The sequence below is a fragment of the Hydrogenophaga atypica genome, from assembly GCF_042665215.1.
GTDB lineage: Bacteria > Pseudomonadota > Gammaproteobacteria > Burkholderiales > Burkholderiaceae_C > Hydrogenophaga > Hydrogenophaga defluvii_A.
This window is the reverse complement of sequence record NZ_JBHTCA010000073.1, coordinates 1-1356: the sequence shown is the minus strand read 5'-3', so window position 1 is coordinate 1356 and position 1356 is coordinate 1. Positions and strand designations below refer to the sequence as shown.

Below are 1356 nucleotides of genomic sequence, written 5' to 3'. Positions count from 1 at the left end.
CGCCCGCTTTGACGTGCACGACCCCGCCACCGGTTTGAAGCTGGCCGATGTGGCCAACCTGGGCCCGGCCGACGCCGAGGCGGCCATCGCCGCCGCAGATGCGGCATGGGCGGCCTGGCGCAACAAAACCGCCAAGGAACGCAGCACCATCCTGCGCAAGTGGTACGACCTGCTCATGGCCCACCAGGACGACCTGGGCCGCCTCATGACCGCCGAACAGGGGAAGCCTTTTGCCGAGGCCAAGGGTGAGGTGGCCTACGGCGCCTCGTTTGTGGAGTGGTTTGCCGAAGAAGCCAAACGTGTCAACGGCGAAACCCTGCCCCAGTTCGACAACAACCGCCGCCTGATGGTGCTCAAGCAGCCCATTGGTGTGTGTGCCGCCATCACGCCCTGGAACTTCCCGCTGGCCATGATCACCCGCAAGGTGGCACCGGCCCTGGCCGCTGGCTGCCCGGTGGTCATCAAGCCGGCCGAGCTCACGCCGCTGACGGCCCTGGCCGCGGGCGAACTGGCCCTGCGCGCGGGCATCCCCGCCGGGGTGCTCAACATCGTCACCGCCGACAGCGACAACAGCATCGCCGTGGGCAAGGTGATCTGCGCCAGCGACGTGGTGCGCCACCTCTCCTTCACCGGCTCCACCGAGGTCGGGCGCATCCTGATGGCGCAGTGCGCGCCCACGGTCAAGAAGATGTCGCTCGAACTGGGCGGCAACGCGCCCTTCATCGTGTTCAACGACGCCGACATCGACAGCGCGGTGGAAGGCGCCTTTGCCAGCAAGTACCGCAACGCGGGCCAGACCTGTGTGTGCTCCAACCGCTTCTATGTGCAGGAAGGGGTGTACGACCAGTTCGTGGAGAAGTTCGCCGCCAAGGTGAAGACGGCCAAGGTGGGCAACGGTTTTGAAGACGGGGTGAACCAGGGCCCGCTGATCGAAGAAGCCGCACTGGTGAAGGTGCAACGCCATGTGGACGATGCCGTGGCCAAGGGTGCGCGGGTGGTGGCCGGGGGCAAACGCCTCTCATCGACAGGTTCAGGCCAGTTCTTCGAGCCGACCGTGGTGGCCGATGCGACGGCCGACATGTTGTGCGCCCGCGAAGAAACCTTCGGCCCCTTTGCGCCGGTGTTCAAGTTCAAGACCGAGCAGGAAGCCATCGACGCGGCCAACAACACCGAGTTCGGGCTGGCGAGTTACTTCTACAGCCGTGACATCGGCCGCATCTACCGCGTGGCCGAGGCGCTGGAGTACGGCATGGTGGGCATCAACGTGGGCATCCTCGCCACCGAACACGTGCCCTTTGGTGGCGTCAAGCAGTCCGGCCTGGGCCGTGAGGGTTCGCACCACGGCATGGACGACTA

1 protein-coding gene is annotated in these 1356 nt (G+C 65.9%); it reads left to right on the top strand.

Annotated features, from left to right (window positions below; genetic code table 11):
* Positions 1–1356 (top strand): NAD-dependent succinate-semialdehyde dehydrogenase (locus tag ACFQPB_RS23815; protein WP_382228905.1); only part of this gene is annotated, 1356 nt, incomplete at both ends.